The sequence below is a fragment of the Vibrio sp. 1874 genome, assembly GCF_033344395.1.
GTDB lineage: Bacteria > Pseudomonadota > Gammaproteobacteria > Enterobacterales > Vibrionaceae > Vibrio > Vibrio alginolyticus.
Genome location: NZ_JAWPOR010000047.1, coordinates 1 through 2,333, shown reverse-complemented (window position 1 = coordinate 2,333; position 2,333 = coordinate 1). Strand labels below are relative to the sequence as shown.

Genomic DNA, 2,333 nt, shown 5'->3' with positions numbered 1-2,333 from the left:
CAGGGGTGTCGAAAGAGTCAACTGCGGTCCAAAGCTGTTGGACTTGGGTGAAAAGGGCGTTTATTCTTCCTATACGTTCATTAGGTCATCTAGCCTTTCTTCCGCAGGTTTTGTTCTTGGTTTTTTAGGGGGTAATGTCATAGGGTTTGTCTCTTAATATCTTGTGCTAAAAGCAAATCTGATAGGGGTATCATAGCACTTAATATTGATATGCTAAAACTTAGCTCGCTGGTAGCTTCGCTATTTTAACTATCTTTTTGGTGCTTCTATAAAAAGATAAAATAAATACAATCAATAAAACATACATTATCGCACCAATCATCCATATCCAGCCATCCCAACTTGCCAGTGTTTGACCAAAAATAAAGCTAAATAATAATGGGCCGATCACCCCCGTCGTATTGGTTAAGCTGACTAGAACGCCTTGTAGCTTACCTTGGTTAGTTTGATTGACTTGAGCTGACATTAACCCCTGTAAGGCTGGTAGCGCAATACTGCCGCCGGCGAGTAAGATTAATGTAGGGTAAATCATCCAACCCTTTGTCAATAATGACAAAATAATGAATGCTGCTCCATCAACAACAAAGCCCACAATAATCGTCACTTTTTCATTGAATTTCTTGGCGATTGCGCCCGCTACAAATGCTTGGAACAAGGCATGCATGATGCCTAACCCCGCTAAAGATAGGCCGATCTCCATACTGCCCCATTGAAAACGATGTTCCGTAAATAACACCCATGTCGTTGCTGGAATTTGCCCTATCATTTGAGTCATAAAAAAGATAAATAACAATAGTATGACTGGCTTGATCACTTGCAGGAAAGGTCGCGAATTTTCTGCTGTTTCTGTGGTGTTTTTTTCAGTATTTTTGATTTTATTATCTTTAAATATCAACATAATAACTAAAAAAGAGAGCGCATTTAAAATGGCAGCAATAATAAAAGGAAGATGAGCTGAGAATTGCCCTGTAAAGCCGCCAATTGCAGGGCCAGAGATTAACCCGACACCAAAAGCCGCCCCTAAGCGTCCAAACCACTTAGTACGCTCTTGTGAAGCAGTATTGTCAGCAATAACAGAAGCGGCGACCGCACCTGTTGCGCCAGTAACTCCAGAAATTAATCGCCCAACGTATAGCATCCAAAGTGAGCTAGATAATGCAAGCAAAGTGTAATCCACAGCAGCGCCTGCAAGAGATAGTAGTAATATTGGTCGGCGCCCGAATTTATCAGACCATTTGCCAAGTAGAGGAGCAAAAAAAACCTGCATGATGGCATACAGTGCCAGCAGGATACCGTAATGATTTGCTAAATTTTCAGCCGACACGTATTCACGTAACAATGTAGGCAATACAGGCATGATCAAGCCGATCCCCATAGCATCTAGGGCGGTGATCGTTAAAGCGGTGATCGCAAATTTATTCATCGTTTTTTCTCTATCATTGATAGAGTTGGAATATATCCCTATCAGTGATAGAGTGTCAATAGAAAAAAAGAGAGGGCAGTATGGCGCGATTAGATAAAGAAACCATCATCACAGTGGCATTAGAGTTGCTAAATGAAGTGGGAATGGAAGGGCTGACAACGCGAAAACTAGCTCAAAAACTGGGCGTAGAGCAGCCTACACTATATTGGCATGTGAAGAACAAGCGCACATTGTTGGATGCATTATCTGTTGAAATGCTAAAGCGTAATCATCGTCATTCATTACCCGCAGTTGGGGAAACGTGGCAACAATTTTTACGTAATAATGCATTGAGCTTTCGTGATGCATTATTAAGTTACCGTGATGGCGCAAAAGTGCATTTAGGGACTCGCCCGAGTTCAGACCAATATGACACCGTAGAAATGCAGTTGCAGTTTATGGTGGACAATGGTTTTTCATTAAAATGTGGGTTATATGCAATAAGCGCGGTTGGTCATTTTACGTTAGGTTCTGTGTTAGAGCAGCAAGAACATATCGCAGCACTTAATGATAGGCAACAAATAGCAGATGATACGATGCCTCGACTATTAAAAGATGCTTTGCAAATTATGGATCAAGATGATGGCACAGAGGCTTTTTTATTTGGTTTAGAAGCATTGATTAATGGTTTCGAAAAGCAGTGATAAGGTGTCTGTGTTTTTAGGCTCGCACAATAGGGGGGATTTGTGCGAGTGGTGGATTTATTTAGAACATTGTTTTTCAATTTGGCGTTTTTGTTCTACCAATTTTTTAGCTGTTGCCATCGCGAGTTGTTCATCGGCTTGCATTTTTGCTAAACACAGTATTGCAAGGACGCGGAACATGCCTCATGTGGCGGCCAGGACGGCCAGCCGGGATCGGGATACTGGTC

Annotated in this window: 2 protein-coding genes; one reads left to right on the top strand and one right to left on the bottom strand. The window is 41.8% G+C overall.

Going from position 1 to position 2,333, the window contains the following annotated elements; genetic code table 11:
- Window positions 1-220: 220 nt before the first annotated feature.
- Complete coding sequence (tet(59), locus tag R8N46_RS24320; protein ID WP_001031679.1) at window positions 221-1,423, bottom strand: tetracycline efflux MFS transporter Tet(59); 1,203 nt, start codon at window positions 1,421-1,423, stop codon at window positions 221-223.
- An 80-nt stretch (window positions 1,424-1,503) separates the two neighbouring features.
- Between tet(59) and tetR the strand changes: the two genes are divergently transcribed.
- Window positions 1,504-2,106 carry a tetracycline resistance transcriptional repressor TetR gene (gene tetR, locus R8N46_RS24315; RefSeq protein ID WP_000113092.1) on the top strand — a complete coding sequence of 201 codons (603 nt, stop codon included), beginning with the start codon at window positions 1,504-1,506 and terminating at the stop codon, window positions 2,104-2,106.
- The last annotated feature ends 227 nt before the right edge of the window (window positions 2,107-2,333 follow it).

What these genes read in the sequence shown, in the direction of transcription:
- tetR (WP_000113092.1), top strand. Translation starts at nt 1,504, where the DNA reads ATGGCGCGATTAGATAAAGAAACCATCATCACAGTGGCATTAGAGTTG.